This is a genomic window from Mycetocola tolaasinivorans, assembly GCF_003667565.1.
In the GTDB taxonomy this organism is placed as follows: Bacteria; Actinomycetota; Actinomycetes; order Actinomycetales; family Microbacteriaceae; genus Mycetocola; species Mycetocola tolaasinivorans.
Genome location: NZ_RCUX01000019.1, coordinates 26969 through 33134, shown reverse-complemented (window position 1 = coordinate 33134; position 6166 = coordinate 26969). Strand labels below are relative to the sequence as shown.

General features: G+C 65.3%; 5 protein-coding genes. 4 read left to right on the top strand and 1 reads right to left on the bottom strand.

Going from position 1 to position 6166, the window contains the following annotated elements; genetic code table 11:
• Positions 1-3176, bottom strand: a 3176-nt coding sequence (gene rpoB / locus D9V32_RS15730; RefSeq protein ID WP_121649864.1) for a DNA-directed RNA polymerase subunit beta, incomplete at its 3' end; no start/stop codon positions are given.
• Positions 3177-3453: 277 nt separating this feature from the next.
• On the opposite strand from rpoB, the gene D9V32_RS15725 reads away from it, so the two are divergent.
• The 4 genes from D9V32_RS15725 (at position 3454) to D9V32_RS15710 (ending at position 6142) form a co-directional block, all read left to right on the top strand.
• Positions 3454-4329 carry a spermidine synthase gene (locus tag D9V32_RS15725; protein WP_121649863.1) on the top strand — a complete coding sequence of 292 codons (876 nt, stop codon included), beginning with the start codon at positions 3454-3456 and terminating at the stop codon, positions 4327-4329.
• 80 nt (positions 4330-4409) lie between these two features.
• On the top strand, positions 4410-4901 hold the full coding sequence (locus tag D9V32_RS15720) for a SprT-like domain-containing protein (RefSeq protein ID WP_121649862.1): 492 nt from the start codon (positions 4410-4412) through the stop codon (positions 4899-4901).
• Positions 4898-5431 (top strand): DUF1697 domain-containing protein, encoded by a 534-nt coding sequence (locus D9V32_RS15715; protein WP_121649861.1) that lies wholly within the window; start codon positions 4898-4900, stop codon positions 5429-5431. The genes D9V32_RS15720 and D9V32_RS15715 overlap by 4 nt, the downstream gene beginning before the upstream one ends.
• Before the next feature lie 57 nt (positions 5432-5488).
• The gene (locus tag D9V32_RS15710; RefSeq protein ID WP_245982370.1) at positions 5489-6142 is read left to right on the top strand and encodes a CGNR zinc finger domain-containing protein; all 654 of its coding nucleotides are present in this window, start codon (positions 5489-5491) and stop codon (positions 6140-6142) included.
• The last annotated feature ends 24 nt before the right edge of the window (positions 6143-6166 follow it).

Here is a 6166-nt window from a genome sequence, read left to right as displayed (position 1 = left end):
ACCTCCATCTCACCGAAACGCTGTCCACCGAACTGTGCCTTACCACCCAGCGGCTGCTGCGTGATCATGGAGTACGGACCGGTCGAACGCGCGTGGATCTTGTCATCCACCAGGTGGTGCAGCTTCAGGATGTACATGTAACCGACCGAAATGGGCATCGGGTACGGCTCACCGGAGCGGCCATCGAACAGCTGTGCCTTACCGGAGTGGTCGATCAGGCGGTCGCCGTCACGGGTCGGGATCGTGGAGTCGAGCAGACCCGCGATCTCTTCCTCGGACGCACCGTCGAACACGGGGGTCGCAACCTTGGTGCCGGGGGCAGCCTCACGAGCGGGCTCGGGCAGGTGCTTGGCCCAGCTGGGCTTGCCCTCTACCTTCCAACCCTGGGTCGCGATCCAGCCGAGGTGCGTTTCCAGCACCTGACCGAAGTTCATTCGACCCGGGATGCCCATCGGGTTCAGCACGATGTCGACCGGGGTTCCGTCGGCGAGGAACGGCATGTCCTCAACCGGCAGAATCTTGGCAATGACACCCTTGTTACCGTGACGACCGGCGAGCTTGTCACCCTCGGTGATCTTACGCTTCTGGGCGATGTAGACCACGACGCGGCGGTTGACGCCCGAGCCGAGCTCGTCGTCGCCGTCCTCGGCGTTGAACTCCTTGACGGCGATGATGGTACCGCGCTCACCGTGGGGCACCTTCAGCGAGGTGTCGCGAACCTCGCGGCTCTTCTCGTTGAAGATGGCGCGGAGCAGGCGCTCCTCGGCGGAGAGCTCGGTCTCGCCCTTCGGGGTGACCTTACCGACCAGGATGTCACCGGGGCGAACCTCGGCACCGATCCGGATGATGCCGCGCTCGTCGAGGTCCTTCAGGAGGTCCGGCGAAACGTTGGGCAGGTCGCGGGTGATCTCTTCCTTACCGAGCTTGGTGTCGCGAGCGTCAACCTCGTACTCCTCGATGTGAATCGAGGAGAGGGTGTCGTCCTTCACCAGGTTCTGGGAGAGGATCATGGCGTCCTCGAAGTTGTAACCCTCCCAGGTCATGAACGCAACGAGGAGGTTCTTACCCAGTGCCAGCTCACCGTTCTCGGTGGCGGGACCGTCGGCGATGACCTCGCCGGCCTCAATGCGGTCACCCTCGGTGACGATCACACGGTTGTTGTAGCTCGTGCCCTGGTTGGAGCGGTCGAACTTGCGCAGGTAGTAGGTCTCTACCCCGCCCTCGTCGAGCTGAACGGTCACGGCGTCAGCCGAAACCTCAGCCACAACACCGGAGCGGTTTGCGGTCACAACGTCACCGGCGTCGATGGCTGCGAAGCCCTCCATACCGGTACCCACGATGGGCGACGTGCTCTGCAGCAGCGGCACGGCCTGACGCTGCATGTTGGCACCCATGAGCGCGCGGTTTGCATCGTCGTGCTCGAGGAACGGAATCAGCGAGGTTGCTACCGACACCATCTGGCGCGGGGAGACGTCCATGTAGCCGATCTCGTCGGGTGCGAAGAGGTCAACCTCTCCACCCTTCTTACGAGCAAGCACGCGGTCCTCGGAGAACGAGCCATCCTCGTTCAGCGGGGCGTTTGCCTGGGCGACGATGAAGTCGTCCTCTTCCATGGCGGTCAGGTAGTCGATGTTCTCGGTCACGACACCGGCGGTTACGCGACGGTAGGGGGTCTCGATGAAACCGAACGCGTTGATGCGTGCGAACGATGCGAGCGAACCGATCAGACCGATGTTCGGGCCTTCCGGGGTCTCGATCGGGCACATACGGCCGTAGTGGGACGGGTGAACGTCTCGCACCTCAACACCGGCGCGCTCACGGCTCAGACCACCGGGGCCCAGGGCCGACAGACGACGCTTGTGGGTCAGGCCCGCGAGCGGGTTGTTCTGGTCCATGAACTGCGACAGCTGCGAGGTTCCGAAGAACTCCTTGATCGCGGCGACGACGGGGCGCACGTTGATCAGGGTCTGCGGGGTGATCGCCTCGATGTCCTGAGTGGTCATGCGCTCGCGAACCACGCGCTCCATACGGCTGAGACCGGTACGGACCTGGTTCTGGATGAGCTCACCCACGGCACGGATACGACGGTTACCGAAGTTGTCGATGTCGTCGGTGTCGATGCGGATCTCCGCCGGAGCGCCCTTGCGGACACCGGTGAAGTGGGTCTCGCCGGCGTGCAGACGAACGAGGTACTTGATGGTCGAGACGATGTCTTCGACGGTCAGGACCGAGTCGGTCAGCGGGGCCTCGAGGCCGAGCTTCTTGTTGATCTTGTAACGACCCACCTTGGCGAGGTCGTAGCGCTTCGGGTTGAAGTAGAAGTTGTCCAGCAGGGCGCGGGCAGCCTCGGCGGCCACCTGCTCGCCCGGACGCAGCTTGCGGTAGATGTCGCGCAGGGCGTCATCCTTGCTGACGATGGAGTCCTTCTCGAGGGTCAGGGCGATCGACTCGTAGCCGGCGAACTCGCTGACGATGTCTTCGCTGGTGAGACCCAGGGCCTTGAGGAAGACGGTGACCGACTGCTTACGCTTACGGTCGATACGCACACCAACCTGGTCGCGCTTGTCAATCTCGAACTCGAGCCATGCACCACGGCTCGGGATGACGCGTGCCGAGTAGAGGTCCTTGTCGGAGTTCTTCTCGGGGGTGCGCTCGAAGTACACACCGGGGCTACGCACCAGCTGGGACACGACCACACGCTCGGTACCGTTGATGATGAAGGTACCGCGCTCGGTCATGAGCGGGAAGTCGCCCATGAAGACCGTCTGGGTCTTGATCTCACCGGTGAGGTGGTTCATGAACTCGGCCTCGACGTAGAGCGGAGCAGCGTAGGTCTTGCCACGCTCCTTGCACTCTTCGATCGAGTACTTTTCCGGCTCCAGGAACGGAGCGGTGAACGAGAGCTGCATCGTCTCGCCCAGGTCCTCGATGGGGGAGATCTCCTCGAAGATCTCATCGAGGCCGGAGTTCGTCGGCAGGTCGTTGCGTCCCTCGGCCTCAGCCTCGGCGACGCGGGTCTTCCACGCCTCCGAGCCGACCAGCCAGTCGAAACTCTCCGTCTGAAGAGCCAGCAGGTCGGGGACCGTCAGGGTGTCAGTGATCTTTGCGAACGACAGGCGGGAGTGACCGCGGCCGTTCTTGGGTGAAGTGGTGGATGCGTTGCGCGCAGCAGCCAAGGAAATTACCTCCGTGGGCCCCGTCGGGCCTAGTTACCGTGAGTAAGGTGGAGTACTCGCCGGACGAACAGTGCGGACACCTCATAACCCCGTTATCTGGGTAGTGAAGCACCGAGGCCGACCGCAATATGAAGGCGTGGTGAAACGTCTGGGAGCGCAAAGGTCAAGCATATGCGACAATTCGCGCAAAGTCCAGTAAGTGAGTTGATAAGTTCGGAAAGGTCCGGTATAAGCGCGCGAGTGATCGCGGGTAAGCCCCGTAAGCTACGCTCTATCTGTGGCTCAACAGCAGGAAAACCCCGGCATCCAACTCGGCATTAGCGGCTATCGCGCGGTGATCGAGCCCGACCACTTTGTGCCCGGCACGTTCCAGCTGGTCGTGGATGGCACCCCGCAGTCGCACGTCGATCTCGACCGGCCGGACAACCTGTTTTTCGAGTACGTGCAGCGCATCGGGCACGTCATCGATCTGCTGGATACCCCGGGCAAGCCGATCACCGCCCTGCACCTCGGCGCCGGCGCACTCACCCTGCCGCGCTATGTGGAGGCCACCCGGCCCGGCAGCCGCCAGCAGGTGCTGGAGCTCGAGCGTGAGTTGATCGACCTGGTGCGCGAGCACCTGCCGTGGTCGAAGCGCGCGGCGATCCGCGTGCGCTACGGCGATGCCCGCGAAACACTCGGCAAGCTGCCCGCCGGCATGCACGGTGCCTGCGATCTGATCGTGGTCGACATCTTCTCCGGCGGCCAGACCCCCGCCCACGTCACGAGCGTCGAGTTTTACCGGGAGGTCGCGAAGTTTCTCTCCCCCACTGGCATCATCGCGGTTAACGTGGCCGATGGTCCGGGGCTCGCGTTCGCCCGCAGCCAGGCCGCAACCCTCGGCGCGGTCACCGAAAACGTGGCGGCGCTGGCCGAGACCCAGATCCTCAAGGGGCGTCGGTTTGGCAACGTCGTGCTCGTGGGCTCGTTCGCCCCGCTGCCGATGGACTTCATCCCGCGCCTGCTCGCCGGTGGGCCGCACCCCGCGAAGGCCGTGCAGGGTGCCGAACTGCGCACGTTCATCGGTGGCGCTCAGCCCGCCACCGACGCCGATGCGGTGGGCTCGCCCCTGCCCGACCGCGGCGTCTTCAACTTCCCGCGCCAGGGCAGCTAGCCGGGATTCGTCGCCCCACTTCGGGCCTCAGTTTGCGCATTCCGGGCGCCAAAGTCACCGGAAGGGGTTACCGTAGACTCATGGCCGATCTTGAGCGCGTCCGAATCTGGGCGCAGGCACTCATCACGCTGCACCTCCCCCAGCAGGGATGGACCTTCCGCTTCGACAACGCTAAGCGGCGGGCCGGGCTGTGCAACTACACCTCCAAGGAAATCTCGGTGTCCCGCTACCTCGCGGCGCGGTATGACGACGACGAGATCCATCAGATCCTGCTGCACGAGGTTGCCCACGCCCTCGCCGGCTCCCAGGCCGCGCACGGTCCGAAATGGCGTCGCGTCGCCGAGGGCCTCGGCTATGAGGGCTCCCGGCTGCACCACGGCGAAACCGCCGATGAGCTCGCGCCCTGGGTGGGCACCTGCCCGCAGGGCCACCTGATCTACCGCTACCGCAAGCCCGCCCGGCGAAGCTCCTGTGCCGAGTGCTCGGCAAGTTTTGATCCGCAGTATGAGCTGCGCTGGATTCGCCGGGAGATCACCGCGGCCACGCGCGCCGCGGCGATGGTGAGTCGATGACTGCTCAGCGGGTGGCGCTGCTGCGCGGCATCAACGTGGGCGGTGTGCGCATCACCTCGGGCGACCTCGCGGCGGTATTCACGAGTCTCGGCCTCACCGAGGTGAGCACCGTGCTCGCGACCGGCAGCGTGTGTTTTTCGGGCGGGATCACCGCCGCCGAGCTCGAGGCCGCGCTGTCGGCACGCTTTGACTATGCGGCCCGGGTCATCATCGTCGAGGTCAGTGATCTCGCCGAGATGGCCGCCCGGGTGCCCCTTGCCGAGGACCCGGAGCGGCACCGCTACCTGGTGTTTGCCGATCCCGGCCCCGATCAGGCCGCGGTCTGGGAAACCCTGGCCGGATGGAATACCGAGGGTGATGATCGCGTGGTGCGCGATACCAACGCCGGGGCACTGTGGTGGTCGGTACCGCGCGGTGCCAGCACCACCACCCCGTTCGCGAAGGCGGTGGCGCGGGCCGGAACCCGGGGTCTGAACGTCACCACCCGCAACATCGGCACCGTGCAAAAAATTCTCGCCCGCGCCAGTTAGCACGCCCATCACACCCCTGATTTCACGTTCGGGGCCCGGATTCAATACCCTGGGAGCGTGATTGATCAGAATGGTGAGACCGTTTCGACGGGCCAGGACTTCCGCTCCCGAGAGGGCGTGACCTGGCTGTTTGACAGCGGCAGCACCGCGCTCGACTTTTGCTACACCGGCGCCTGGGGTGCCGCCGACGGCCACCTGGACGAGACGGTCGAGCAGCTCGATACCCCGGCCGCGCTGAGCGCCTGGCTGAACACCCGCATCCCCTGCTCCCCCGCAACGGATCGCGACCTGCAGGACGCCCAGGCCCTGCGCTCCACCATCGCACGCATTGCCCGTGCCCTGGCCGATGAGTACCCGCCCGCGGGCACCGACATCGACATGCTGAACCTCTATGCGGCTACCCCGGATGTTCCGGCACGACTGGCCGGCGGTGCCCGCCAGGCCGGCCGCACCGAACCACGCGCCGCCCAGGTGCTTGCGAGCATCGCGCGCGATGCCGTGGCACTGTTCTCGGGTCGCCTCGCGGGCCGTCTACGGCACTGTGCGGCGGATGACTGCGACCTCGTCTACTTCGACTCCTCGCGCGCCGGAACCCGCCGCTGGTGCTCGATGCAGCGCTGCGGAAACCGCGACAAGGTGCGTCGCCATCGCGCGCGCCTCGCCGAGCGCACGCAGTTGGCACTGGCCGGAAACCGGCTACCCACGCTCTAGCGTCGCGGGCGGGCACGCGGGCGC

What these genes read in the sequence shown, in the direction of transcription:
- D9V32_RS15720 (WP_121649862.1), top strand. Translation starts at nt 4,410, where the DNA reads ATGGCCGATCTTGAGCGCGTCCGAATCTGGGCGCAGGCACTCATCACG.
- D9V32_RS15715 (WP_121649861.1), top strand. Translation starts at nt 4,898, where the DNA reads ATGACTGCTCAGCGGGTGGCGCTGCTGCGCGGCATCAACGTGGGCGGT.